The sequence below is a fragment of the Chitinophaga alhagiae genome (assembly GCF_003568665.1).
In the GTDB taxonomy this organism is placed as follows: domain Bacteria; phylum Bacteroidota; class Bacteroidia; order Chitinophagales; family Chitinophagaceae; genus Chitinophaga; species Chitinophaga alhagiae.
In genome coordinates this window covers 166224-192690 of sequence record NZ_QXMH01000005.1, presented here as the reverse complement: position 1 = coordinate 192690, position 26467 = coordinate 166224, and the positions used below count along the sequence as shown (strand labels likewise).

Here is a 26467-nt window from a genome sequence, read left to right as displayed (position 1 = left end):
ACTCCCTTACTGGCAACATTCCGGCCCGCAGCATGCGGCGGCGGGAGCGGGCTTTTCAGCGTAAACGGTAATGCTCAGTATGCCGGCCTGTGCGGACTGGAAGGTTTCTATCTCCGCGGGGGTGAGGTACTGGCTGAGAATGTCTCCGGGAATGACGATGGCCTTTTCCTTCTGGATGGTGATGTGCTGGAAGCCATTTGCGGCAATCAGCGCCAGGTATTCGTCCTTCTGGCTGGCGCCTGCTACGCAGCCCGCATACATTTCGGCGGCTTCCCGCAGGCTGGGGGGGAGGGCGCCGGTAAGCACCACGTCTGAAATGCTGAAATGTCCGCCGGGCTTCAGTACGCGGAAGATCTCGGCAAAAACGCCGTTCTTATTGGGCACCAGGTTCAGTACGCAGTTGCTCACGATCACGTCTGCCACGTTGTTGCTGACGGGCATTTGCTCAATGTCGCCCTGGCGGAACTCCACGTTGTGAAAGCCGCGGGCTTCCGCGTTACGACGTGCCTTTTCTATCATGGCGCCGGTGAAGTCGATGCCGATCACCTTGCCGGCGTCTCCCGTTTCAGCACGGGCAATAAAGGCATCGTTGCCGGCGCCGGAGCCGAGGTCTATTACTACGTTGCCCGGCTGGATGTTGGCAAACTGCGTGGGCAGGCCGCAGCCCAGGCCAAGGTCGGCATCGGCATTGTAGCCAGCCAGTTGGGTGTAATCTTCGCTCATGATGTTGTAGACATCGGTAGAGCAGCAGCTGGCGCCGCAGCAGGAAGCGGCGTTGGTATCTTTATCCTGCAGGGCAATATTCCCGTATTTCTCACGTACGAGGTCTTTCAGTTCCTGATCTGTAGGCATTGCTGGTAGTTGTTCGTATAATTGCAATATTGCGATACATGAGGGCAAAAAAAATCAGCAGCAGTTACCCTCAGACACGCTGCTGCCAAAGAATTTGTCAAAAAACTGGCGGTATTGTTTCCAGTTTTTGGGGTTGATGCAGTAGCAGATGGAGGTACCCTCTACGGTGCCCTGTATCAGCCCAACGGCTTTCAGTTCTTTGAGATGCTGGGAGATCGTAGCCTGCGCAAGCCCCAGCTCTTCCACCAGGTCCCCGCAGATGCAGGTGTTGATCTTCACGAGATGCTGCAATATGGCAATGCGGGCGGGGTGCGCCAGCGCCTTGGCCATGTTGGCGATGTCGTTCTGTTGCCGGGTGAATAAATCGGTTTTGGTAGCTCCCATAATTGCAATATTACGATGAACGGTTAAATCGGCCAAAAGAATTTATATAGTCTTTCTTAACTTCCCGAAATTAGCGGGTAAGTTATACTGTTAAACAGGGAAGAAAATGAAAAACACTGAATTGCTGCACTACCTTTCGAAATTCCCGGCCATCAGCCCGGAAGAAAGGGAAACCATTGCCGGGCTGATCCCTGTACATACCTTCCGGAAAGGCAGCATCCTGCTCAGGGCGGGAGAAGTATGCACCGCCTGCTATTTTATCCTGAAAGGGTGCATAAGGGAATACATGCTGGTAGACGATGAAGAAAAAACAACGGCATTCTTTACAGAAGAACAGGCTGTGGTGGTTTTCAGCAGTTACAATGATCAGGTGCCTTCTGACCGTTTTTTATCCTGCGTGGAAGATTCTACCGTTATGGTGGGGGAGTTCAGCCGGGAGCAGGCCATGTACCAACAGTTCCCCGCGCTGGAGGCCATCACGCGCAAGATCGTAGAACAGGATTATGACAAGACCCGGGAGAGCTTTGCGGCGTTCATTACTTCTTCACCGGAAGAACGGTACCTGCACCTGCTGAAAACCCGGCCGGAACTGGCGCAGCGTGTGCCGCAGCATCAGCTGGCAAGCTACCTGGGCATTACACCTGAATCTCTGAGCCGCATCAGGAAGAGAATAGCTACAAAACGGTACGCCCCCTGACCAATAGCCAGATACCCAATCCTATTTCCGCGGCCGCCATCGGCACGCTCAGCAAGGTCTCCACGGTTTTTATACTGGCTGCATACTTGGGGAAAAGCAGCTCCGCAGTATGTACCCCCAGGTAGCTCAAGCCCGCTATGGCCAGTAAAACACTCCATATAACAGGGATATAACCTGATCTGAAAGCCAGGTAGGCGAGCAGCAAAAGGTGCAGCCCGAAAAGGAGCAGCGCGGCAGACCATGCGGTTTGAAACTGCCGGATAAATAGCATAACCTGCGCTTCGGTGTTTTGCGCAGCGGCGCTGTCCAGCAGCAGGGGGATAGCGTTCAGGTTCAGTATGGCACTGCCCAGCATAACGGCATATACCAGCCTGGCCCAGGCCATTAGCAGGGAAAGAGGCCTGTTAACCTGTTCCAGTAAATAATAAAGCGCCCAGGCCGCCAGCACATCACATGCCAGTACCATCATCCAGGCCAGTATACTGCTGCGAAACAGCAGGCTGGATGCCTTTATGTGCTGAACGGTAGCTGCCGCGTCACCTGGTACCACCAGGCTGTTGAACACAAAGCCATAGGCATAACCCGCCAGCGCCGCCATGGCCAGTATAACTGATCCGGCAACCACAGCCGCCTTTTGCCGGGGCATGGCCCCGCTAGATATCATCATATTCATACAGGGTACAAAGCTACCCTATGCCGCATGTTATTTCCGTTGACTTTGGTTAAGAAATGAAGCGCGCCGCACCGTTGGCGGGAACCGTCATCCGGCATATATCATTATAAAAAGTTGCCGTATCTTTGGCTTTGTAAACCACACCGCATTATGAAAACGATCACCTTCCTCAAAACCTTGCTGCTCTTCCTGGTCATCTCTTCCGCCGTACATGCGCAGGTTACAACGGCAGACATGCTCCAAAACTGGGAAAGGGCCAAAGCGTATACCAAAGCCTACCTGGACGCCATGCCGGAATCCGGCTATAGCTTGAAGCCCACACCGGAGATGCGGTCATTTGCGGAACAAATGCTGCACCTGACAGACGCCAACATCGGTTTCGGCGCTGCCGCAACAAATGCAAAACCAAACACGGAAGGGTCTTTGGAAAAGTCTGCGGACAAAACGAAAGCCGCCGTTACCAAACAGGTGCTCGACGGGTACGACTTTGTTATCAATAACCTCAAGAAAATGACGGACAACCAGCTCCAGGAAAAAATAAAGCTCTTCGGCCGTTTTGAGCTGTCGCGGCAGCAGGCCCTGGAAAAAGCGTTTGAGCATCAAACGCACCATCGTGGCCAAACAACCGTATACCTCCGCCTGGCCAAGGTGACGCCGCCCGCTGAACAGTTATTTTAAGGCACAGGCAGCCTATACCAAAAGAAGTTTGCCCCGGCTTACAACATGCATTGCCGGGGCCTGAACCACGTTTGTGCATCGTTTATTATTGAATTAATCATTATCATGTTATCATCTAAAATGAAGCTGGCCAGCGCCATCTTGTTGTTTCTCTGGCCGGTGGCTGTTTGTGCCCAGTCCGGCGCCCCCGTTTTGCAGGCAGGCACTGCCACTATAAGCGGGCAGGTAACTATCCCGGTATCTATTAAGAAAGACAGTACATGGTTATTTTTGAGAATACCCCAGCCATTTACCGGCGCATTCAAGACATATAAAACACTGCTCGATTTTGCCGGGCAGTTTGAACTGACGGTAGATACAGAAACAGATGTGAGCAGATGTGTTGTAAGCACGGATATAGATATCACCAACATGGTGACCGTGCTGTTAAAAAACGGGCAGAACAATAAAATATCCCTCAATTATAACAATGACGGCGCTATTGACAGGGCAGAGGTGAGCGATACTTACGGGTTTACGGAAGAAGAACTGCTCCATAGCCCGGTCAAATTCACCGAATTGACCATTTACAGGACCGGTAAACCTTTGGTGCCCTTGTATAACAAGCCGTTCAGTGTTTATATAGATCACATCAATGATATCCTGCGGAGGAAACGGATCATTCTGGCTAAACCGCCCGTTTTATCTGAAAAAATGAACAGGATCATCTTTTCAGACTATTTTCTGGCAGTATACTATATGTACGCATTACGCTATCACGATGAAATGGTACTCAACTACAGGCAGACGAATGACAGCAAGATGCCGGATAGTTCGGAGATAAGGAAACCTGTCCGGAAAGACTATACGTTCCTTAAAGACCTTCACCTGAATGACCCCGTATATCTGTACAGCTTTTCTTACCCGCTCTTTACACAGGAGCTGCTGCAAGATAATGTGTTGAACATTCCCCGTATTAAAGATACGCCCATCCCTGAATGGACAAACAGTGTAAAGGGCATTTTGAGAGATCTGACCGGATTGGACAAAGGCCTGTTCTATGATATGCTGGTCAGCAACGCATATGCCATGCAATTTGAAATTGAGCTGAAACCATTAACAGCAAGGCAGGTTGAGAATATTAAGACCCATTACAAGGGAGGCGATATGGAGAAGATCTTGCTGCGGAAGAACCAGGAAATAGTGCAGCAGGCCGCAGCAAAAGGAGCGGTGGTGATCAACAATACGCCCAATGTATCTCCTGAAGAATTAATGAGCGCCATTGTTTCCAGGTATAAAGGGAAAACCGTTGTTGTTGACTTTTGGGCAACATGGTGCGCACCCTGCCTTGAGGCCTTTAAAGAATCCAGGGACTTGAAAAAACACCTGGTTGATAAAGACGCTGTATTTGTTTACATCAGCAGCCCGTCATCACCCCGGCAGCTATGGGAAAAACTGATACAGGGCATCGGGGGAGAACAGTATTACCTGACTACCAAGCAGTGGAGGTATCTGCAGGACAGTTTCAGTTTCAGCGGCATACCCAGCTACCTGGTATTTGACAAACAAGGCGTACTGAAAGGGCAATTCACCGGATACCCCGGCAACGAGGAAATGCAAAAGCGGATAGAAGCGGCATTGTGAGGCTGCGCTATATTTTATTTTTTGTATTTGAATTTCGACATCAGCAACCTATATTTGCAACATTATTGCATTTTTAAGGGCTGATGAGAGATAAAAGACAAATATGGTGCAGAAATATCCTGGCAGGGTTGTTCTTTCTCTTGCTAGCTGCTCCTGCTATCTTAAAGCACCTCCATCATCACGATCACGAGATCCATTATGCAGATAAAGAAGGGTGCGGGATAACGGCCGTATGCCCCGTTTGTGAAGCGCCCTACGTTCACGTCTCTTTGGCATTGCCTGTTCCCGTTGGCGAATCAATTGTACCCCACTTCTTTGAAATAATTTTACGGCATTCCCGCACGGTCTCCTGGCCGGAGCGGGTCTTTCTTTCCTATAGTCCCGGGAGAGCGCCGCCCTTTACTGTTTAACCCGTTCCCCATTATCCGCGGTATTTCATTCCGCGTGTCATTTTCCTTTTTTCTAAAAAAGTGGATATTGAAAAATATTTACACGGGCTTCGTTTGGAAGCTGGTCAGCTGGCATGCCCTTGCTGTATCAGTTTGCATATGCGCGGCATTGCCTTCAAAAGCTCAACGATCTTATATTATCAGCGGGTGCGTCAGGAGTGAAACAACCAAAGCTCCATTGGCGGGTGTGCGGATAGATGTTCTTCCCATAGAACAGTTTACGGTTTCCGGCGTTGACGGGTCTTTTATAATAAAAGATGTTCCGGCAGGAAAGTATAGACTTGGCATTACCGCGCCGGGCTATGCGCCGGTATTGATGGATGTTACCGTTCCCGGCCCTTTCCGGGGGGATATTACCCTCAGCGCGCGCATTATGGGACTTAAGGAAATATCTGTTACCGCGCGGCCAAGGATATTAGGATCATCGTCCATCATTGATAAATCCGCCATCATTCATACCCAACCAGTAAGCCTGGCTGATGTGTTACAACTTATACCGGGGCAGCTTGCAACAAACCCCGGTCTTGGCGCTGCCCAGCAAACCATGTTGCGGCAGGCATCCGCTACCACAGACGCATCCAGGGCCAGCGCGCTCGGCACGCAAGTGGTAATGGACGGCGTGCCTGTTTCAAACAACGCCAACCTGCAAAACGATGTAACCATACTTAATTCGGCTCCCGGGGCGTTGCCGCCGTTCTCGTCCGTTGCCGGGAGAGGGAATGACCTGCGGCAAATACCTGCCGACAATATTGAGCGCATTGAGGTTATCCGGGGTATTCCCGGAGCACGGTTCGGAGATCTTACGTCCGGGCTGATACTCGTGCAATCGAGAATAGGTGTGATGCCACCGGAGCTGCGCACCAGGGTGAACCCTGACCTGGTACAGCTGGCATTCCTGTGGGGCGTTCAGGGGAAGAACAAAAACAGCACGTTCAACCTGGGCGGCGACCTGGCGCGGTCCCGCGCGGATGTACGGGACCGGCTCAACCAGTATAGCCGTTTCCAGGGGCAGCTGTCATGGCAGCAAGCATGGGGAAAGGCAAAACGGTTTTCCACCACCAACATCCTGTCAGCGTACAAAACGCTGGACAAGCTGAAACAATCGCCCGACGACACCCGCTATCAGAACACCAATTACGCTGATGACTATGGTGTGAAGGTCAGCGCCGAAGGTAAATGGGAGGCAAGCCGCCCCTGGTTGGCCCATCTCCAATACACGGCGGCATTGACCGCCAGCCGGCAATCAGCTTTTTATCAAACGCTGATAACCCGCGATGTTTTCCCGTTTTCCAACGCTACCACAGATACAACACAGCAAGGGTTCTTCGGGAAGAGCGAATATCTCAACCAAACCACGGTAGATGGCCGCCCGGTTAACGGGTACGCCCGGCTGGAGGCCTCCGCGGTAAAAAGTACGGCCGGGCTCCTGCACCGGCTGTTGGCAGGTGCGGAATGGCGGATGGACGTAAACTTTGGTGAGGGGAGACAGTTTGACCCGCTGTACCCGCCCAGGCAGAACTATAGCATGGGAGACCGCCCCCGGAGTTATGCCGCCGTTCCGGCATTGCACCAGGTTGCCTATTACGTGGAAGACAGGATGTCCGCATCCCTGGGAGACCGCAAGCTGATGGGGCAGCTGGGCGTACGCCTGGATAATGTGGCGCCTGAGGGCGTTTTCCGCAGCAGGTATAAAACCATTGTGGCGCCAAGAATAAACCTGGCCGCCGAGATGGTGCGCAATGTGTGGTTGCGCGGCGGGTACGGGATAGCGGCAAAAGCTCCTCCGCTCAGCTATCTCTACCCGGGCAACCGTTATTTCGACCTGGTGAACTTTAACTATTTCGCGGAAAACCCCGCGGAACGCCTGGCGGTCATTACCACACGGGAGATCCGGCTGGACGGGCTGCAGCTGGACCCGTATACTGCCGAAAAGTGGGAACTGGGATTAGACCTGGAACAGCCATTCTTCTCTGCCAACGTTTCATTCTTTAACGAAACAACCCGGAATGCCATTGCCACCAACCGCGAGCTGAAAGCCTTTGCGTACGACAAGTTCATGGCTGTTGAAAAACCCGCTGGTGCTCCGCCGGTGCTTGGCTACGAAAGAACGGACACCTTCTTCGCCCCTTATGATGTGCCGGTAAATAACAGGAAGATCATGAACCGCGGCGTTGAATATGCCATTGACATTCCGGAGGTCCGTCATATCCGTACATCGTTTAACATTACGGGCGCCTACATCCGCACAGAAACCTATGACAACGGCCCGTTCATAGATGCGGCAAAGGCTTACCAGGGCACTACCGTGCCGGAACTGATCGGTATCTACCGCTCATCCGGGCGGATCGTGTCTTCCCGGATGAATACGAGCGTGCGGTTCATTCACCGGTTCCCGCGGCTGAACATGATCTTCTCCGCTTTATGGCAAACGGTGTGGGTCAGCAGGAACAGCCCGGTGCGGCTCAGCATATACCCGGAAGCCGTATTGAACAGGAGGGGAGAAGTGATCCTCTTATCGCCCGAACAGGCAAAACTGCCGGCATATGCATCATTGATAAGGGTGCAGTCAGACCTCCAGGCAACCGCCTATCCGCCTTTACACCTCTTCAATCTGCGGCTCACCAAAGAATGGAAAAACGGGGCGGGTTTTTCTTTTTACGCCAACAATTTCCTGAACTACCGCCCCCTGCATTACGATGCAAACCTGGATGGGCTGATCAGGCGCAATGAACCGCTTTTTTTCGGGGCCGAGTTCAATTTCAGACTAGCGAAAAAACAAACCAATAAATAATCATCAAAAAATATGAAAAAGATTACCACTCTCGTTCTGTTGACAGGCATGCTGTTTTCAGCCTGCAAAAATAACCGTTCAGGCGATCTCAGAACGGCCGGCGTTACCGTAAAAGTGAATTACCCCGCCACGTACAGCCAGCAAAGCGCTTCACAGGCAAGCGTTACCATCACCAGCATTGCCGACGGGTCAACAAAAACCGCTGCTGCAGGCAATGACGGGCAGGCCGTTTTTTCCGGCGTACTGCCCGGCAGCTATCATCTCAGTGCTACCCGCAACCTGACGGCACAGGAGGCCCTGACGCTTACGGGCGTAGGCCAGGAGCTGACGCTGAACGCGGCATCCAATAATGTAACGGTAAGCGGTACGGAAGACGTAACGTTCACGCTGGAGCTGCAAGGTACCGTGGCCGGGAGCCTGCTGATAAAAGAAGTATACTATACCGGCAGTAAAACGGTTGCCGGCGGTACCTACTTCAGCGATCAGTTCGTGGAGATCTATAACAATTCAACGGACACGCTGTACCTGGACAGCCTCTGTATTGGCGATGCCTACGGCAACTCCGGCCTCATCAACCCCAACTCGCTGCCCACACCGTTTAATACAGACAACCAGCATGTATACCTCAGTAACGTATGGCGCATCCCCGGCACCGGAAAAGACCGGAAACTGGCGCCGGGCCGGAGCATTATCATTGCACAGGATGGCGTTAATCATAAAGATGCGTTGTTGAACCCCGCCAGCCCCGTTGATCTTTCAAAGGCTGATTGGGAAGCATACAATGAACGGCCAGACGGGAGGGATGCAGACGCTCCCGCGGTACCCAACCTTGAGCGGGTTTATTTCACAGGAGGCTTTGACTGGTTGCTGACGGTATTCGGGCCTGGCGTGGTGATCTTCCGGGCCAACTTTGAATCCCTGGAAAAAGTGGCCATCCCCGGCAGCACCCTTGACCCCAGGATAAAGGTGCCTAATTCAGCCGTGATCGATGCCTTTGAAGGGCTTAAAGATGCCGGCAGTGTTGCCTACAAACGTATCCCAACAGCCCTGGATGCCGGTTTTGTGTATGCTGATGATACTTACAACATGCAGAGCTTCCGCCGCAAGACCGCTACTACTATCAATGGCCGGAAAGTATTGCAGGATACGAACAACAGCAGCACGGATTTCGAAAAACTGGCCGCACCCACGCCGAAAGTATTCCAGTAATGCAAAAGTTGAGTTTGTTCCTGACCGTTCTTGCAAGCCTGTGCTGTACATCCGCTGTACACGCACAGGCCTCCGGCCGGGACACATTGAACGCTTACGAAGATGGCCGCCTTCCGGAGATGCCCCAACTTACCCGGAACCCCGCTTCCTTATGGCAGTCTGACCGGCCCAATTACACCCGGGTGGCCGGCGGGTGGGAATATGCAGGCGGAGACCTGCGCAGGCCAATGGCCGGCGCGGCCTCCAATACCTTCGGTGTAGCAGCCGCCGGGTATGCAAAGGCTGGTGGCTGGACGTACCAGGGGGCCGTGGCCTACAACAAGCAGCTGGAGCAGGATGTTGCATGGAGCGGTGTGTACAACCCATATGAAGGCAACCCGTTCTTATGGACAGACAGCAGCAGCGGTGAATGGGAGCGGGACCACCTCAGGGTTTCGGCCACCGTTAACACCCCCGCATTCGCGCGCCGCTGGCATGCAGGCCTGAACATTGCCTACCACGTTGGCTCCGGCGCGCGTAAGAGCGATCCCAAACCGTTCTACCGTTACAGGAATATTTCACTCGCGCCCGGCCTCACCTGGCAGGCCGGGAAACATACAGGCATTGGCGCGTATGGAAAAGTACGGTCTGTGCAGGAAGATAATGAGCTGGGATTTTATAACACCGGTACCGGCAACGTGCTCCTGTACAGGCTGCGTGGTTATGGCACCTATACACGCGCGCCATTTGTAAATGCAGAAAGACAGCGCCGCGGCCTGTTATATGAAGCAGGCGGGTACTATAGCTACAAAAAAGACCAGCTCTCCATGCTGATCAGCATCTACGGGGCGGTCAATGAGGAAACGGTGTACGAGGGCGTGATCAAGCGGCAGGCATTTGGTTATTACCACGAAAACAGGTTGGGCGGAGCGGTTTCATTTTTCGCCGGAGGCATAGACAGGGGGCACTTTGCGGCCATTTCTTTCGATGCCGTAAGTGGCCATGCCGATGATGTAGTGTACAATGCCCGAACGGCCTATTCCACACGGCGGCAGCTATCGGCAAAAGCCGGGTACTGGAAGGGAAGCACCCAATTGGAACTGTGCCCGTTCCTGCAGTATGACGAATTTACAGACGTGGCGGCTACCACCGGTTTTAATACTGCCAGCGCCGGCGGGCTGCTGGTACTCAACTGGAGAAAACGGCTCTCCCCTCAAACCTGCCTGCAATTAAAACCGGCTGCAGGGTACCGGCATGTGTTGCATGATAACTGGCAGCAAGGCGCCAACAATGTTATAGTAAGGGAATTGATATTTCCCGACTACCGGTATTTTACCAGTTCCCGTATCATAGCATCCGTTACCTGTGCTTACATCCTCCATCTGTCCCCCCACATCGCGCACGGGATCGAAGCATACGCAGGAGGGGAGCTGGGGCCGGATGCAGCCAACAAAACGATCCGTTTACAATATTCAATCCTTTTTTAATGAAATATCTACTCTTTTCCCTGGCGTTGATAATGGCGGCATCTTGCCAGGTAACACGGCCGCTGGCAACACTGCAGGCTGATGACCGCAGCCTGGCAGACAGCATGCTGGCTTATGCGTTAGACCATGAGGCCATCTACACATTGCTGGATACGATCAAACCGGTCAGCAGCGTAAAATTCCTCCGGCTCCCCGTGGCAAAACCGGCGGCCGTAAAGGATGGGGACCAGGCAGTGACCCCGGCAGACAGCCTGCCCGCGCTGGCCAGCAAGTATGCAAAGATCTGCGCCGCACTCAGCAAGGGAGACCACCAGTTTGTGATGACGCCCTTTGCCCGTGCTGAGGGGCATGTACGGTATATGGAGATATATGTTGTGCGCAAAAGCAGGTTTGCCTCCCTGATGGCGCAGCACGCCGCTTTCTTCGGCCAATGGGGCTTTACGCCAGAGAGCGACCCTGCCGTAGTGCTGCCCGTGATCGAATACGAAAGCCGGCACGACCGGAACCGCGGGTACGGGCTGCTGTTCGGCTATCCGCTATACGCGGTAGACTTCTTTGTGGCCGCCAACCGGCAAACTGAGCGGGATACCACCATCAAGCTGGTACCCAGGGATTTCTTTGCCATACCGGTATATGCGGGTAATAAAGGATATTTTACCTATGCCATGCCTAAAGGGCATACTCCCTCCGAAACCGACTCCAGTATTTACCGCCGCGCCGTCAACACCCTTGAGCAATATAAAGTACAAAGGCAGCGGTATGTTACACCCGGCGGATTGAAGGCGCTGGACCTGTGGAATAACTGGAAAAACAGGCCATAAGCGTGACAAAATTCAGGCATGCGCCATATGTTGTGCTGGTGGCCATAGGTTTGATCTGGGGCAGTACGTGGATGGTGGCAAGGGAGGCATTGGAGCGTATGCCGGTGATATTGCTCATGGGCACCAGGTATTTGTTTGCCGGTGCGTTGCTGACAGGGTGCTATCTATGCAAAGGCCGGCCCGTACCGTCTGCCGGCACCATGTGGCGGCTGCTGCCCGGCTCGTTGCTGATGTTTACGCTCAACGGCTGCCTGAGTTACTGGAGCATTCTTTTTATCCCTTCTCATATGGCGGCCATCATCGGCAGCCTTGCCCCGCTGTTTATATTCCTTCCCGGTATAACCACGGGGAAAACAGACTTCAGGCTGCCAGCAGCCATGCTGTTATGCGTGGCAGGGGTGGTGCTGCTGGTTGCCCAGCATTCCGGGCAAATACAGATGGCCCATCTCTGGGGATATCTATTGTCTCTCGCAGCTGTTTTGTGCTGGAGCGCCGGCGTACTATTGATGCGCCGCATCAGGCTGAACGTAGATGTTTACTACGGACTGGGCTGGCAGATGTTATTCAGCGGCATGTTGTTGTTTATGGCTGCATGGGCGGCAGGGGAGATGAGGCAATTCCCGGAAGTTGATCTGCCCTTGCTGGGCGCGCTGGTATACCTGGTAGTGCCGGGATCGGTTTTCGCATTTTGGGCGGTAGGGTACGTGTATGACCATCTGCCGGTGGGCGTTGCGTCTTCCTATGAGTATATCAGCATACTGGTAGCATCCGCGCTGGGATATCTGTGCCTTGAAGAGAAGATCACCGCATACACAATTATAGGCGCGTTGATCACGCTGACCGGCATCCGGCTGATCCGGAAGTACAGTGGTGGCTAACATCGTATTATTCCGCCTGTTGCTCTTTCAGCAATTCATTGCCCGCCTGCCTGTTCTTCAGCAGCCGGATGTAGTTCAGCGCAAGGCGGTTGTTATATTCCTCATAGGCTTTCTGTGACCATTTGATGGCCAGGTCCAGCTCCCCGTTAATTTCGCAGATGATAGCCATATTATAGCAGGCCCTGCCGGCCACGGTGCTGTTAGGGTTGTTGGTCTCTTTCTTCCATAGCTCGGCCGCGCCGTCCCAATTGCCGGTTTGCGCTTTACGCCGGGCCGTTCTGAAATTGTCTGTGCCTTTCACGTAATAATCCCTGGTAACCCTTGTGCGGTAGGGGATGATCCGCATGGCGTAGCGGCGCCCCGCCTGCGTGCTCACTTCCTTTACCGCCTCTTTGCGGTTCATCAGTGCGCCGGCGGCGGCAGCCGGGTTGATGCCCCTGCCGGAAAAGGTAAGGTCCCGGGCCAGGGGAAATTCATCCAGGATGTTCCTGCCGGCGGGATCATAAATGCGCCATCCCGTTTTTACAGTGGTCAGCATGCTGGCGCGGTGTTCTATACCCGGTACATTGCCCAGCGGTGTTTTCAGGGTAACGGGTGCAGTGGCATAGCTGACCTTTGAATCGGTATCAAAAAGCTCCAGGGAGAAGAGGGCGTCTACATGATGTTCCCGGCATATTTTGTCTACGGTTTCCCAGGAGAGCGGTGCAGAGAAAAGCCCGGGGGCATTGATGGTCAGGTCCAGCTCGCCCAGCGCTTTTACATCGCTGAACCGGTTGTTCTTCAGCAGTTCGTCCGTAAGCCCCCGCACGCTGCTTTCCGCCCCTTCCTTGTCAAGCTGCACCCCTTCCAGGCTGAATAGCTTGTCAACGGCGTCTACCACCTTGTGCTGCCGGGTAACAGTAGTCCTGTTCACCACACCGGGACTTTTAACATAGGCCGGTATAGTTACGGGCGCCGGTTTCAATACATTGATGTGGACCAGCTCGGTAGATTTGCAGGACATGCAGGTAACAGCTGCCAGGGCAATGAAAAGCAGGTTTTTCAGGACTGTTTTTACAGGCATAGGATAGTGATTGTGCTCGTCCTAAAGTTATATATAATAAAATTAATATGCAACTAATGCTGGCGTAAACCTACTTCCCGATCCTGCTCCTCATTTCCTCATTCGCGGCATTTTTGTTTTTATTCAGCTTCAGCTGGTTGTTGCCGAAGGCGTACCGGAGACTCAGGGAAACCGTGCGCGTGTAATACCGCTCTTCCTGGTAATGATAAGCATACGCGGGGTTGGGGTGGTACCGCATGAGCGACTTTCCATTGGTATTGAAAATATCCGCCAGGTACAGCGTGGCGCTGAAGTTGCTGATAGTTTTCCGAATACCCGCGTCCGCGGAAAATAGGGCGTTCTCCCTTTGGCACGCCATATTTTTGAAGGCACTGTAATATTTGAAAAGCGCAAATGCCAGCCAGTTCCCTTTCCCGGAGATATGCAGGGTATTGTTCCACACCAGGTTGTAGTGGAGGTTGGCAAGGCGCCCGGTATGCCGGCTGATGTACCGGGTGTAGTTCACGTTGGCCGAGAGGCTGGCGTTCCAGATCTTTTTAACAAGGTACTGCTGGCTGAAGAACGAAAAGTAGGTATTGTTCGCATTGCCGTAATTGAGATAGGTTTTCTTCAGCAGTGTTGTATTGTTTTCTATGAGCGGGATGATGAACTGGCTGAACTGGTTCTTGTGAATGGTGTGCCCGGCGGAAAAGTAGTATTTGTTTTGCAAGGCATACATGATTTCCGAGTTATACGTGTTAACGGGTTGCAGAAAGGGATTGTTTTCCTGGATGTAATCCTGGTTCAGGTACGTTCTCCCGGGAAAGAGCTGCCTGATATTGGGGCGGCTTATTTTTTTGGAGAGCGAGATGGAAATATTGCTTTGCTTGCTGATAACATAAGACAGGGAAAGATGGGGGAACAGCCCCAGGTAGTTGGTGTCTGACCGGATGCCGTCTTTAGCGCTTTCGGAGGAATAGTTGATCTGTTCCGCCCGCAGGCCCAAAACACCATTGATCTTCTCCAGGAACGATCCCGAAAAGCTGGCGTACGCCGCAACATACGTTTCCCGGTATTTATAATTGTTGGTGAGTTGCTGGTTGAGCAGGAATTTGGAGGAGCCGTAATCCCAGTTGTAGTATGCCAGGTGATGGGCGAGCCGCGTATTGCTGAATTGTACGCCTGCATTGATCTTGCTTTTGTTCTTGAGTTGTACGCTGTAATCCGCCCGCTGGGAAAGGTTGAAGAATTGCTGGGGCAGATCGTTCCTGTAACGGGCAATTTCTCCGGCGTTCATGGCGGTAAAGCGGCCATCGGTCTTATTGCCCTGGTAGAATTGGTTGTAGTCTATGTTGAGGGTAAACGTGCGTTTGCCCATTGAATCAAATGCGTGTTGATAGTAGACGTTCCCGAAATTATAGGTATAGCGGTCTTTCCCGGCTACCGGAGAAAAATAAAGAGACCCGGGCGATGCGGTTTTGCTGGTGCTGCTGCTTTTCCCGTTCACGGTGGAGTAAAACCCGTTGAAACTTAGCAGGTCGTTCTTCCCGATGTCGTAATCGAGGCCCAGTCCACCGCCGGCCACCCTGTACCGGCGATGCGATGCCGAGGAGATGTGTTCCTGCCCGGCGCTTTTAACGATCCTGCTCTCTTTGGTGCTGTAGTTGAAACTGTTATTGAGGAAGGGAGACACGCGGATGCCGGTTTTTCCTTTCCTGTAATTGACCGCGCCATTCAGCATAGTGGTATTGAACCTGGACTGGTCGCTGCCGGCCACCAGGTTGCCTGACCAGCCTTCATTGAACATTTTCGAAAAGTTGATATTGATCACCCCGCCAGCGGCGTTTGCGGGGTATTCGCTGCCGGGGTTGGTGATGATCTCGATACTTCTGATGTTGGCAGCGGGGGTAGAACGGAGCATAGCCATGATCATTTCCCCGGGAAGGCTGGATTTCCGGTTGTTGATGTAGACCACCGTTCCCGGTTTATTGATGATGGAAAAGAGGGCGGTCTTTTCATCGTACTGCACCAGCGGCGCAAATTTCAGTACTTCCAGGGCAGTGGCGCCCGCAGACAGCGCTTTGCCCGGCGTAAAAACGAAACGGTCTGCCAGTTTTTGAACAATGGGGGTTACGGAGGCCACGGTCACTTCCTGTAAAAGCGTTTCCGTTATCTTGATCGTTAGCGTATACAGGCTGTCCGGGCGGGTAACGGCTACCGTGTCTGACCGGTGGTGCAGGTAGGAAGCGAAAATAAAGTATTGGGAATTACCTGCTATGGGCATGTTGAACCGGCCCAGGCTGTCAGACAATACGGTTTGGGCAATGGCTTTTTCCTTGCCGTTAACCAGGTATACCGATGCATGGGGGATAGGGGAGCCGTTCGCGTTTTTAACGTTTCCTGGCGCCGTACGTTGCGGGAATAGGAAGAGCGGCGTTAGCAGTAATGCTAACACGGTCATAGCGTGTTTCATCATGTAAATGGATTGGGTTATTTCATGCCGATGGCCTGTTTTACCTTTTCTTTGCTGTTGCGGGAAATGGGTATCTCATGGCCTTCTTCCATCAGCAGCCGGTCACCATCCACCCGTATCCAGCTTTTGATAAAGGCGGTGTTTACCAGGTAAGACTGATGGCACCTGATGAAGCCATGCGTGTTCAACAGCTCCTCATACTCAAAAATGGGTTTCGAGGACATGATTTTCTGGTTGTTTTGCAGGTAAATAATGGTGTAATTATTATCCGATTTGCAAAACAGGATCGTTTCCGGGCTAATGAACAGCGTTTCCTTATTGCCCGGAACGGCAATCTTCACCTGGTTTTTGTTGCTGATGGCATACACCAGGTTTTGCAGGCGTTCATTTTGTTTTTCCTTCTCAATATTGGCAATGGCCCTGTTTACGGCATTCACCAGTTCGGTGGTATTGATGGGCTTTAACAGGTAATCAATGGCCGAGAATTTGATGGCCTGAATGGCATATTGATCAAATGCGGTAACGAAGATTACTTCAAAATCTGGTGCTTCAATGCTTTTAAGCAGCTCAAAACCCCCCTTGTCCGGCATCTGGATGTCCAGGAACAAAATGGCAGGGTTGGTTTCCATAATGACCTGCAAGCCCTGGTCTACGCTGGTGGCGGTGCCTGCTACGGCAATTTTGGGGCAATACTTCCGGAGCATCGTTGCCAGATTCTCAATATTGCTGATCTCATCATCTATTATAACTGCCTGAAACATTTATAACCAGTTTTTGAATGATAAAATAATGGTGGTCCCTTCGTTTGTGCTGTTCAGTTGCAGCCCTATCAGTTCTTCTCCATATTCCCGGTTTTGCAGGCTGATCCTTTTCCTGGAGAGGCTCAGGCCGTACCCTTCCTGCAAGGTGGCGGCGTTGAACCCGGGGCCGTTGTCGGCTATTTTCACCAGCATGTCATTTTCGTGTTGCTGTATGCCTATTTTCAATACGCCCTGCCCGTTCATTTTGGAAAAGCCGTGCTTGATGGCATTTTCAACGAAGGGCTGCAGCAGGAAGGGCGGTATAACGGCGGCGAAAACATCCAGCTCCGCATCCACCGCAAGATCATAGGTAAAGTTATAGCGCAGTTGTTCCAGGCTGATGTAAAGTTGCAGGTTTTCCAGTTCTTTGGTAAGGGGGATATGCTCCGTCTTGCTTTCTTTGAGCGTTTCCCGCAGCAGCGCTCCAAAAGAAGACAGGTACGTGCTGGCGGCGTCTATTGCCCCTTTATTGACAAGCCCCTGGATGGAGCTGAGGGCGTTGAACGTAAAATGCGGGTTTAAAAGCGCGTGGATATTTTGCAGGGCTTCCATAGACTGTTCGGCTTTTTTATTTGCCAGCACCGACTCCCTTTTTTGTTTACGGTATTTGGCCAGGAAGTACCAGCAGGCGGCCGTTACGGCCAGAAAGAACAGGATGGCGGCGTAAAAGCCGGTTGTTCTGTACCAGGCGGCGGCCAGGGAGAACCGCAGCGTGCTGACGCTCTCCGGCTGCCGGGTAAACCGGGTGAGGAGCCGGTAGTTGCCGGGAGCGAGGTTTTGCAGCAGGATGTAGCTATTGGCCTGCTCATTGGCCGCCCATTTCCTTATTTCGGTATTTTCCTTGTACAAGGCGTATTCCAGTGCTTCCTTCCTGTAGATCTTTGCCTGTATCTGCACCAATACATTGTTTTCGTTATGGGCCAGCTGCAGCCTGGCGGCATCCCCGGCCAGGCGGCTGGTGTACTGGCGGTGCCACCCCATGTCCTGCCGGGCATCCGAAAAATGATCTTCATGCTTCACCAGGTTGGCAAAGGCCCGGGCATTGTCTGCCGTACTGAGCAACTGTATTTCCGGGGCGTTCCGCTTAAAGTAGATCACCCTGGAGGAAATGATATGCCCGGCCCTGTTCCTGAGGTGCGCTACCAGGTATTGCCCTATGCCGGCGCGGTAACTCCCGCTGAAACCGCTGCCTGCCTCCATGCTGCCGATAGATGCTTCGGTGAAGCGGTCTACCTGTCCCCAGGGGGTAATGACCGATCTGTTATTCAGTAAAACGGTAAATTCATAATCCCGTGCATTTTTTTTATTCACGTTCGGCAGCAGAAAGTAGACGCCGGCGGTGTCATAAACAAAAAAGAGCGGGGTCCGGGCATCGAGCGCGGTGTCAATACCTAGTTTGTTACCGGCATTCCAGTGGACAATGCCCACCACATTCCTGTCAAAATTGTGATAATTGCCGTTGTAGGGGATGGCAATGCCCATTGCAGGTTTCCCTTGCGTATTTTCAATGGAAGTGGAATAGTTAGACCAGTCAAGCTGCGAGTAAGCCCTGGTTGATATAATGAGTGCCGATATAAGTAGTAGCTTTTTCATGCTGTAAAAATACTTCCGTTGAATCCGGGTGAAAGGAGGCATTGTGTGAGGGGTATGAAATACTGTGAATCCTGCGGCTATGGCCGGAATTTGGCAGCAATTGCAGGGAAAATGACAGCCGTGTCTTAATATTGATTTTCATCCGATCCTACTTTTTGCTTCACAGGAATCAATATACATCAAACTTGCAATAGAATTTTAGCGGCAAAAACCGATTAAAAAGACTACCTTTGCCCAGATCAACAACAGGCTTCTGCCCAGCTTCTTCTGAATTAGTCGGAATTGTTTCTTCTCTTCCTCAGTCTATGCTCTTCCTGCGGCAGTATAGCCTTGGTCATCGTTTATTGATATTTATTACTGCAATTTTGCGCATCACTAAAACAACAAAATATGGCGGAATCTTTTTCAAAAAAGGAAAAGAGAAATAAAAAAGCAAAGTTAAAAGAGGAAAAGGCCCAGAAAATGAGGGACCGGAAGCTGAATAACGACAAGGGAAAAAGTCTTGAAGACATGCTGGCCTTTGTTGATGAAAATGGGAACCTTACCCCCGTACCGCCCAAAAGCGCCAATGAAGGCGCGGGTTTACATGAGCTGGCCACGGTAGCAAGAAACAGGGCCACTCCTCACGCTCCTCCGGCAGAACCTGCCAGAACCGGTGTTATCTCCTTCTTTAATACTTCCAAAGGCTTCGGATTCATCGCGGACGATAATGCAAAGGAAAGTGTATTCTTCCATGCCAACCAGTTATTGGGGCCTGTGAAGGAAAAGGATAAAGTCTCTTTTGAGCGGGAAAGAACATCACGCGGGTACAACGCGCGTAATGTGAAACCTGTTGAGTAGCGCCTATCAGGCATCAAAAAATTCAAAAGCCACGTAGATCATGCCATCTGCGTGGCTTTTTATATACGCGATTTGCGTAAATTGGGATATTGTTTGCCATTGCAGCCGCAAATGGAAGCAGCTGTCAATGGATATGTTTTTATACCTTAAACCTGACTAACCATGAAGTTGAAACTAGTTGTATCGGTTTTGCTTTTAACCGCATGTTTTGTTGTATATGGCCAGGAGAAGCCAGCTGAAAAAGGCTTGATCAAGATATCCGTTATGTACCCGTATGCCGAAGGCAAAACCTTCAATATGGAATACTATGAAACCAGGCACATGCCTATGGTAGCGGGCTTTCTAGGCTCCAACCTGGTGAAATATACCATTGAAAAAGGGCTTTCCAGCGGTATCCCTAACCAGCCCTTGCCCTATATGGCCATCGGTACCTTTTATGTAAAAAGCCTGAGCGATTACCAGGCGGCCATTGCGCCGAACAGGGAGGCTATCCGGGCTGATTTTGCAAACTATACCAATGCGGCCCCTGTTATTCTGGTGAGCGAAGTGGTGAAGTGATTCGATAACTTCCATCCCTTCATACCGGTATAATTCCCATTTGCGTAAATCAATTTCCCGATCCGCATACCAGCTTCCTGTGCAATGAGGCAATTTTGCAGCGAAATTTTTCAACCAAAATTCGCCTCTCATGCAATTGAAGTTCCTATTCCTCAGCATCAGCATATTCCTGCTAACCGCTTTTGCCGCCCTTGGGCAGCAAAAACGCGGCGTGGTCAAGAATGAAGCCGGCCAGCCTGTGCCGCACGCTTCCATTTCTATTAATAACCAAACCGTGGTTTCCGGCGAAAATGGCGAATACACCCTTTCCACACTACCGCCGGGTACCTACCGGGTAAGGGTTTCATCCGTTGGTTACCGTACGCTGGATATGACCGTTACCATTGGCGCGGAAAATACGGAGTTACCCGCCCTTACGCTGCAGCCGGCCGTTGGCGAGCTGCAAACCGTGGAAATTACCGGCCGGCGTGATGAAGGCTATAAGGCCAACTATTCCTTTGCCGCCACCAAAGTGGCCATCCCGGTAACGGAAATTCCCAGCACGGTATCTACCATCACCCAACAACTCATCCGTGACAGGCAGGCCGTACGTTTTGAAGATGTGGCCCGCAATACCAACGTACGCGTTACCAACAACGGCCGCTCGGTGGTCATCCGCGGCTTTGTGAGCACCAACCGCCTGATAAACGGCCTGCGCACCCTTACGGATAACTACCGTTTTTCCGCCATATCTCCCGTAGTGGAAAGCTATGAAGTGATCAAAGGCCCTTCTTCCTCCATGTTCGGCAATATGAGCCCGGGCGGCGTTATCAATATAGTTACCAAAAAGCCGCTGGCGCAAAAAAAGCAGTCCATGTCTTTCAGCCTGGGCAGCTTCAACACCGTGCGGGCAGATATGGATTTTACCGGGAAAGTGAACGAAGAAGGCACGGTGCTTTACCGTTTAAATGCCTTTGGCCAGCTGAGCGATACCTGGTATGAGAACATGAAAGACAACGCCGTGACCATTGCGCCTTCGTTTTCCTTCCTGCCCAGGGAAGGCACCCGCATCAATGTAGACCTGAACCATATGCGCCTGACCACGCTGGAAAACGATGGTTTGTTTCCCTTCAAAGGCAAAACCATTGATCAGACCCCCATCAACCTTACGGTGTTCCAGCCGGGCGACCGGAACATAACCACCACTACTTCCATCAACTTGTCGCTCAGCCAGCGTATTACGAAGAATATCAACTTCAACGTATCCTACCTGAAAGATTTCCTCACCTGGGACGATAGAAGGCATGCCGCAGAAATTTACCTGGGCGATGCCGCCTGGAGCAGTGGAGACAGCGCCGTTAGCGTGTACTATTGGGAATGGGAATCCAGGATGGATGCGGATAACATTACCGGCTACCTGACCGCCGATTTCAACACCGGCAAAATCGGCCACAAAGCGCTCATCGGGTACGACTATAACGTATCGCTGTTCAACTGGGGCACATACCGGTACAATGGATCGCCCATTGGCAGTGTAAACGTGTACGACCGTACCAAAAGCTCCAACCTGGATGGCGCTGTGTACGACCTTGCTACTATCAATTACTCCCTTACCAACCAGACCAGGGATTTTGCGCACGGCATCTACTTCCAGGACCAGGTGAGCATTGCCAAACGGCTAAAAGTACTGCTGGGATTGCGTTACGAAGATTACACCTTCCGCCTTGCCTACAAAACGCCCACAGAAAACAAGGTGGCGCAGGAGGCCTGGCTGCCTAAAATAGGGGTTACTTACAACCTGCCTTCCAACACGCACGTATATGCCTCTTACATTACAGGCTTTCAGCCGGTGGCTTCCGGCCAGTTGCTGTATGGCAGCGTAGAAGGCGGTGGTGAGCTGAAGCCCGAATACAGCAACCAGTTCGAAGTTGGCGCCAAACAGGAGTTATTCAACAGCAACCTGCTGGTAACGGCAGCGTTGTATCAGATCAAAAAGATAAACGTAACGCAATTAACAAACCCTACCGTAACCGATCCCAATGACCGTATTTACCGCCAGCTGGGAGAAGTGACCTCCAAGGGTGTTGAACTGGAGTTCAACGGGCAGATCGGCCGGTCGTTTTCCGTAAACGGCGCGTACAACTATAACGACGCGCGCATTTCCAAAGACCTCAATCCCGCAAAGGTGCATGAAAGACTGGGGCTTTCGCCCTATCACCAGGGCAACCTCTGGGCCAAGTATGAAATTGCCGGTGGTAAAGCTGACGGGCTCGGCTTTGGCGCCGGGGTGAACCTTTCATCTGAAACCCCCATGCTGCAGGCGCCCAATGTTACAACACCGGGCTATGCGGTGGCCGATGCGGCTGTTTTTTACAAGATCAACCGCGTATCGATCAACCTGAACGTAAATAATATTTTCAACAAGCGGTACTACACCGGCGCCGTTCGGGAGCGTGAAAGGTATTACACCGGTGCGCCCCGCAACGTAATGTTGCGCGTAGGGTACGCGTTGTAAACTTTATTATCAGGCATCTTATGGCATTGGCCCGCATTTGCAAAGTGCGGGTCAACTGCATTTACAGTATAAACCAGGTAAGTTGAAAATCAAGAAAATAGTTGGGAAATTACACCTGTGGCTGGGGCTGGCATCCGGCCTGGTTGTCTTCATTGTGAGCCTTACGGGCTGTTTAATTGTTTTTGAGGAGGAGATCTGCACGTTGTTCCAGGTGGGCGTATTTCAGAAAGTGGAAGTACAGGCAGCGCCGTATGAGCAACCCTCAACAATTTTCAGCGTGGCAGACAGCGTGCTGGCCGGCAAGAAAATAGCCCGTACCTACTATACGGCGTATATGCACAAACCCGCGGTAACGGCCCTATGGGCGCTGGATTCAACCCGGCAGTACCATGCCGTGCTGCAAAACCCGTATACAGCGGCGGTAGTAGAAACATACCCTTACAAGGTTTCCTTTTTCGCTATCATGACCCATATCCATACCTCACTGGCCATGGGTAAAACGGGCACTTATATTGTGGGGTCTGCCACACTTATTTTTGTGGTATTGATGATAACCGGCATTATACTCTGGAAACCGGCCAGCAAAAAGGGGTACAAGCAGCGGTTCACCATCAAATGGAATGCCAGCGGCAAACGGCTGAATTATGACCTCCATAATGTTTTAGGGTTTTACATGGCATGGGTGGCTATATTCATTGCCATCACGGGGTTGATATGGTCGTTTGAATGGGTGAACAGCGCAGCGAAGTGGGTGGCAAATGGCGGTTCTTCCGGGGCTGCTGCCCCAAGACAATATTTTTCCGATACCTCCGCCGTGCGGCCGTTCAACTACCGGCTTGCTGACAGCATTTACGCGGTACATGCATCAGACATTGAAAAGATAGATGCCATAAGGGTGTACAAACCATCGTCCTATAAGGACGTATTGCGATTCACCATCGAAACCAGGGAAGGCTCCACCTACGCGCGCGCCGATGAATATTTATATGACCAGTACAGCGGGAAACTGATCTCCTACCAGCCTTTTGCCGATCTAAGCAACGGGGATAAGCTGCAGCGCATGAACTATTACATCCATATGGGGTCTATAGGCGGCCTGACCGGCAAGATGCTGGCATTTTTCGCAAGTTTGATCGCCACCTCTTTGCCCGTAACAGGTTTCCTGGTCTGGCGGGGGCGGAGGAGGAGGAAAAAGCAGGTTGTTCTGCCGGGGGTATTGAACCGGCCTTCCAACTTGCCGCAGGGTTAGCCGGCATTTTATTGCTGGCCCGGCAACATCCCTATCCTCACTTATTGGTTGAAGGCCGGTCTGAATTTAAACCCTATCTTTGTTTGCTACACCACTCAATTGGCTTATGAAACGAACCGCATGCTTCTTTCTGGCTTTTTTTGCCTGCCAGTATTCTTTTTCTCAATCTGCCAAAGATTCCGCGAGTGTAACAAAAAAAGCAGCCGCATTATTTGCTCAATGGCACCGTTCAGATGGACCTGGACTTTCAGTAGCTGTTTTAAAGAAGGAACAGGTTTTATTCAAAAGGAGTTATGGGATGGCAAACCTTGAGTACGGCGTTCCCATGAAGAGCAATACGGTGATGAATGTTGCCTCCCTGTCAAAGCAGTTTACCGCTTTTTCTATTGCCTTGTTGGCCAGTAACGGTACTATTTCTCTTTCGGACGATGTGCATACATACATCCCTGAGCTTCCAGACTACGGGCATAAAATTTCTATCCTACACCTCGTTACGCATACAGCAGGGCTGAAAGACCAATACGATCTGCTCTACCTGGCCGGATGGGGCCCGGATGATGTGATTACCAACCAGGACGCGCTCCGGTTGATCCTCCAGCAAAAAACCTTGAATTTCACTCCCGGTAAACAATTTTTGTACTGCAATTCCGGGTATTCATTATTGGCGCTTATCGTAGAACGGGCTACGGGGCAGTCTTTTCCGCAGTGGACAAAACAACATATTTTTCTTCCGCTTGGAATGAACAACACCTTTTTCCTGGAGGATTACCAGCAGATCATTCCCGGTCTCGCTGAATCCTACAATATAACTGAGACCGGCTATAAGAAAAGTATTATTCATTCCACTACCAGGGGTGCAAACGGTTTGCATACAACGGTGGATGACCTGATAAAATGGGTATCCAATTATTCCAGGAAAATTGCAGGTAATGACAGCGTAATCCGCATGGTGGAAAACTTGCCAGGCAATGCCGGCCAGGGGCCGGAACTGAAGTATGGGTTCGGACAGGCCATCACCAGCTACCGCGGGCAAAAACTGATCTGGCATGATGGCTATGACGCCGGCTACCGCTCATACATCGGCCGGTTTCCAGACCAGGAACTGTCTATCATCATTTCAGGGAACATGGAATTGCTGGACCCTAAGAACATAGCCATGCAACTGGCTGATATTTACCTGGAAAGCTCCTTTAGTAAGGGTACGTCTCCCTCCACGGCCCCACAAACGAAAAACATTGCACCTGAAACAGTTGAGAAAGCAATAGAGGGCTATTACAGGTTTTCAAAAGACAGCCTGCTCTACATCTACGTAGTTGACCATAACATCTATGGCAAATTTGCCAATGAATCCGGGCGGTTTGACATTTATAGGGTATCAGGCAACAAGTTTGCCGGCAAGGATAAACCGTTTCAATTCGCCTATCAAAAAGCGCGGCAGGGCAGGGCGGATACAATGTTGTTTACTGTTGGGAGCAAAACCTGTCCGCTCGCCAAATTGCCGGATGTTGACCTGAGCGCCTACCGGGAGTATACTGGAAATTACTATTGTGAAGAGTTATCCGTCGGCTATAAAATTCAGTTAAATGACGATAAAATAGTGGTTGTGCAGCCCCGGAACAGGGTTGTTACGATAAAACCCATAGACACAGACCACTTTGGGGGAGAACACTGGTGGCTGCGCGACCTTATTTTCCAGAGAGACGCCAACAAGTCGGTTGCCGGTTTTGAGATCAATAACGGGCGTGCCAAGCATATACGGTTTAAGAAGTTATGATCTCAGGGGGCTACGGTGCAACACTGCCACTTTGTTAAATTTTGCTGAAGACACTTAAATTTATCTAATATTTGAAAGGAACACTCCATGGAAACGACATCAAAGAGTCAAAAAGCACACGATGCTATAGTCTTGTGCATCAAGGCATTGAACAGCGAGGCGCATGTGCAGGATATTGACAAAAAGGTACTGGAAACCGTACACGAACTGATGAAGCTGCCTTATGAAGGCCGGGGTTTAGGTATTGGAGCCTTTGGCTACAAAGACTATCGAAGCAATTGGGAAGATTTCAGCAAGCGCATCGGCACAAGTATTACAGATCCGCTGTCATGGTTAAACGTCATGTTGCTACTTTATGACTTGTCCAACTTTGACGAGCAAGAGATGCTGGAATCCGCCCAAAGGATCACCGGCGATGATATAATTTTCAATCACATTCTGAAACACATTATTACAAACTGCGTCAAGCTTGACAATATCAAGGCCGCGGAACAATTCATTCCCCATTTCCGGAAAACCAGAATTTTCAAGGAAGAGGACAATTTTGACCGCGGTTATCTCATTATCCTGAAATATTATGCCCTGCAGGGCGACCCTGATAACTTTTTCGGGTATTTTAAACAAAGCAGGCCCGCCATCAATAAATCGGAGGTGAACGAAGCAAAAGAAATACTGGTTGAACGTTATACCATTAAAAATGGCATAGAGGCCGCCTTATCTTTATGCGCCCATAAAAACCTGGGTGAAAAATATTGTTTCAATGCACTGCAGGCTATTGCGGATAGTGGCGGCTACACGGAGCTTAAAGGCATATTTGACAAGTTTCCGGGGTTAAAACAGCCGGAAACGGAAACAGAATTAAGGATATTGACACAAGCCTGGTCAAAAGCCAAACAGCAGCATGTGCCGGTTGATGATGATTACGACTCGTTATTTGAACGTATCAAAAATATAGACAAGAAATTACGTTGGGGAGATTTCAGGCTGCAAGACGGGCTGTTCCTTGATCTTGGCATGGCAAGCAACGATAATCCGGTCCGCGTGAAACAATGTAAAAAGGCCATAAAAAATGCCAGCTTGAAAAAAGAGTTAGCGTAATAACCGGCTGCATGTTGCAAAATTT

At 51.2% G+C, this 26467-nt stretch carries 22 protein-coding genes; 15 read left to right on the top strand and 7 right to left on the bottom strand.

The window, feature by feature from the left end; translation table 11 throughout:
* Nucleotides 1–6: 6 nt before the first annotated feature.
* Complete coding sequence (locus D3A97_RS22880) at nucleotides 7–852, bottom strand: arsenite methyltransferase (RefSeq protein ID WP_119080890.1); 846 nt, start codon at nucleotides 850–852, stop codon at nucleotides 7–9.
* 54 nt (nucleotides 853–906) lie between these two features.
* Nucleotides 907–1236, bottom strand: coding sequence for an ArsR/SmtB family transcription factor (locus tag D3A97_RS22875; protein ID WP_119080889.1), 330 nt, complete (start codon nucleotides 1234–1236; stop codon nucleotides 907–909).
* Nucleotides 1237–1342: 106 nt separating this feature from the next.
* On the opposite strand from D3A97_RS22875, the gene D3A97_RS22870 reads away from it, so the two are divergent.
* Nucleotides 1343–1933: a Crp/Fnr family transcriptional regulator gene (locus tag D3A97_RS22870; RefSeq protein WP_119080888.1), complete on the top strand. Its 591-nt coding sequence runs from the start codon at nucleotides 1343–1345 to the stop codon at nucleotides 1931–1933.
* Here D3A97_RS22870 and D3A97_RS22865 read toward each other — a convergent pair.
* Nucleotides 1911–2600, bottom strand: coding sequence for a DUF4386 domain-containing protein (locus D3A97_RS22865; protein ID WP_198674143.1), 690 nt, complete (start codon nucleotides 2598–2600; stop codon nucleotides 1911–1913). The two genes, D3A97_RS22870 and D3A97_RS22865, sit on opposite strands and share 23 nt — an antisense overlap.
* A 156-nt stretch (nucleotides 2601–2756) precedes the next feature.
* On the opposite strand from D3A97_RS22865, the gene D3A97_RS22860 reads away from it, so the two are divergent.
* The 7 genes from D3A97_RS22860 (at nucleotide 2757) to D3A97_RS22830 (ending at nucleotide 12521) form a co-directional block, all read left to right on the top strand.
* Nucleotides 2757–3284 (top strand): DinB family protein, encoded by a 528-nt coding sequence (locus tag D3A97_RS22860; RefSeq protein WP_119080886.1) that lies wholly within the window; start codon nucleotides 2757–2759, stop codon nucleotides 3282–3284.
* A gap of 105 nt (nucleotides 3285–3389) precedes the next feature.
* The gene (locus D3A97_RS22855) at nucleotides 3390–4907 is read left to right on the top strand and encodes a TlpA family protein disulfide reductase (protein ID WP_157986713.1); all 1518 of its coding nucleotides are present in this window, start codon (nucleotides 3390–3392) and stop codon (nucleotides 4905–4907) included.
* Nucleotides 4908–5351: 444 nt separating this feature from the next.
* On the top strand, nucleotides 5352–8147 hold the full coding sequence (locus D3A97_RS22850; RefSeq protein WP_119080884.1) for a TonB-dependent receptor: 2796 nt from the start codon (nucleotides 5352–5354) through the stop codon (nucleotides 8145–8147).
* Between the two features lie 12 nt (nucleotides 8148–8159).
* Nucleotides 8160–9356, top strand: coding sequence for a DUF4876 domain-containing protein (locus D3A97_RS22845; RefSeq protein ID WP_119080883.1), 1197 nt, complete (start codon nucleotides 8160–8162; stop codon nucleotides 9354–9356).
* Nucleotides 9356–10822: a DUF6850 family outer membrane beta-barrel protein gene (locus tag D3A97_RS22840; RefSeq protein WP_119080882.1), complete on the top strand. Its 1467-nt coding sequence runs from the start codon at nucleotides 9356–9358 to the stop codon at nucleotides 10820–10822. The genes D3A97_RS22845 and D3A97_RS22840 overlap by 1 nt, the downstream gene beginning before the upstream one ends.
* Nucleotides 10822–11643 carry a hypothetical protein gene (locus D3A97_RS22835; RefSeq protein ID WP_157986711.1) on the top strand — a complete coding sequence of 274 codons (822 nt, stop codon included), beginning with the start codon at nucleotides 10822–10824 and terminating at the stop codon, nucleotides 11641–11643. The genes D3A97_RS22840 and D3A97_RS22835 overlap by 1 nt, the downstream gene beginning before the upstream one ends.
* Before the next feature lie 2 nt (nucleotides 11644–11645).
* On the top strand, nucleotides 11646–12521 hold the full coding sequence (locus D3A97_RS22830; RefSeq protein ID WP_157986710.1) for a DMT family transporter: 876 nt from the start codon (nucleotides 11646–11648) through the stop codon (nucleotides 12519–12521).
* Between the two features lie 7 nt (nucleotides 12522–12528).
* Here the strand turns inward: D3A97_RS22830 and D3A97_RS22825 are convergent, their stop codons facing one another.
* The 4 genes from D3A97_RS22825 to D3A97_RS22810 form a co-directional block, all read right to left on the bottom strand.
* Nucleotides 12529–13584, bottom strand: a complete 1056-nt coding sequence (locus tag D3A97_RS22825; protein ID WP_232826056.1) for a DUF6340 family protein — start codon at nucleotides 13582–13584, stop codon at nucleotides 12529–12531.
* A gap of 70 nt (nucleotides 13585–13654) precedes the next feature.
* Entirely contained in the window at nucleotides 13655–16039 is a 2385-nt protein-coding gene (locus D3A97_RS22820; RefSeq protein ID WP_119080879.1) for an outer membrane beta-barrel family protein, read from the bottom strand.
* 14 nt (nucleotides 16040–16053) lie between these two features.
* Nucleotides 16054–16797, bottom strand: a complete 744-nt coding sequence (locus D3A97_RS22815; RefSeq protein ID WP_119080878.1) for a LytR/AlgR family response regulator transcription factor — start codon at nucleotides 16795–16797, stop codon at nucleotides 16054–16056.
* Nucleotides 16798–18429, bottom strand: coding sequence for a sensor histidine kinase (locus D3A97_RS22810; protein WP_157986709.1), 1632 nt, complete (start codon nucleotides 18427–18429; stop codon nucleotides 16798–16800).
* A gap of 230 nt (nucleotides 18430–18659) precedes the next feature.
* Between D3A97_RS22810 and D3A97_RS25060 the strand changes: the two genes are divergently transcribed.
* The 7 genes from D3A97_RS25060 (at nucleotide 18660) to D3A97_RS22780 (ending at nucleotide 26442) form a co-directional block, all read left to right on the top strand.
* On the top strand, nucleotides 18660–18857 hold the full coding sequence (locus tag D3A97_RS25060; RefSeq protein ID WP_198674141.1) for a hypothetical protein: 198 nt from the start codon (nucleotides 18660–18662) through the stop codon (nucleotides 18855–18857).
* 34 nt (nucleotides 18858–18891) lie between these two features.
* Entirely contained in the window at nucleotides 18892–19269 is a 378-nt protein-coding gene (locus D3A97_RS22805; protein WP_232826055.1) for a cold-shock protein, read from the top strand.
* A gap of 162 nt (nucleotides 19270–19431) precedes the next feature.
* Nucleotides 19432–19827 carry an EthD family reductase gene (locus tag D3A97_RS22800; RefSeq protein ID WP_119080875.1) on the top strand — a complete coding sequence of 132 codons (396 nt, stop codon included), beginning with the start codon at nucleotides 19432–19434 and terminating at the stop codon, nucleotides 19825–19827.
* Between the two features lie 130 nt (nucleotides 19828–19957).
* The gene (locus tag D3A97_RS22795; protein WP_119080874.1) at nucleotides 19958–22321 is read left to right on the top strand and encodes a TonB-dependent receptor; all 2364 of its coding nucleotides are present in this window, start codon (nucleotides 19958–19960) and stop codon (nucleotides 22319–22321) included.
* A gap of 82 nt (nucleotides 22322–22403) precedes the next feature.
* On the top strand, nucleotides 22404–23570 hold the full coding sequence (locus D3A97_RS22790) for a PepSY-associated TM helix domain-containing protein (RefSeq protein WP_157986708.1): 1167 nt from the start codon (nucleotides 22404–22406) through the stop codon (nucleotides 23568–23570).
* A 106-nt stretch (nucleotides 23571–23676) separates the two neighbouring features.
* The gene (locus D3A97_RS22785) at nucleotides 23677–25344 is read left to right on the top strand and encodes a serine hydrolase domain-containing protein (protein WP_119080872.1); all 1668 of its coding nucleotides are present in this window, start codon (nucleotides 23677–23679) and stop codon (nucleotides 25342–25344) included.
* An 87-nt stretch (nucleotides 25345–25431) separates the two neighbouring features.
* Nucleotides 25432–26442, top strand: coding sequence for a hypothetical protein (locus D3A97_RS22780; protein WP_157986707.1), 1011 nt, complete (start codon nucleotides 25432–25434; stop codon nucleotides 26440–26442).
* The last annotated feature ends 25 nt before the right edge of the window (nucleotides 26443–26467 follow it).